The 399-nt window shown below is 73.6% G+C and carries 1 protein-coding gene; it reads right to left on the bottom strand.

Translation table 11 applies throughout. The features are described from left to right. Positions 1-196 (bottom strand): ATP-binding cassette domain-containing protein (locus tag ID132_RS13455; protein WP_328743568.1); only part of this gene is annotated, 196 nt, incomplete at its 3' end. Positions 197-399: the final 203 nt, after the last annotated feature.

Raw genomic sequence — 399 nt, 5'->3', positions numbered from 1 at the left:
CCGAGGTCGGCTCGTCGGCGACAAGCAGCTCGGGGTCACCCGCGAGAGCGGCGGCGATGAGCGCGCGCTGGCGCAGGCCGCCGCTGAGCTGCGAAGGCAGCTGCTGCGCACGCACCTCGGGCTGGTCGACCCCGGCCTCGGCAAGCAGCTCGATCGCGCGCTTCGGCGCGGCCGACCGCGAGGCAAGGCCGTGGATGCGCAGGGTCTCGGCGACCTGTCGACCAACCGGCAGCAGCGGATCGAGCGAGAGCGTCGGGTCCTGCGGNCACGAGCGCGAGCTGCGCGCCGCGCACGCGGTGCCACTCGCTGCGGCTCAACCCGGTGAGGTCGAGACCATTGAACGCGAGTTCCTCGGCGCGCGACGTGGCGTTGCTCGCAAGCAGGTGCAGGACGGCTCGG

The organism is Gulosibacter sediminis, from assembly GCF_014904065.1.
GTDB lineage: Bacteria > Actinomycetota > Actinomycetes > Actinomycetales > Microbacteriaceae > Gulosibacter > Gulosibacter sediminis.
The sequence above is the reverse complement of the archived record's forward strand: the minus strand, read 5'-3'. Positions and strand labels throughout refer to the sequence as shown.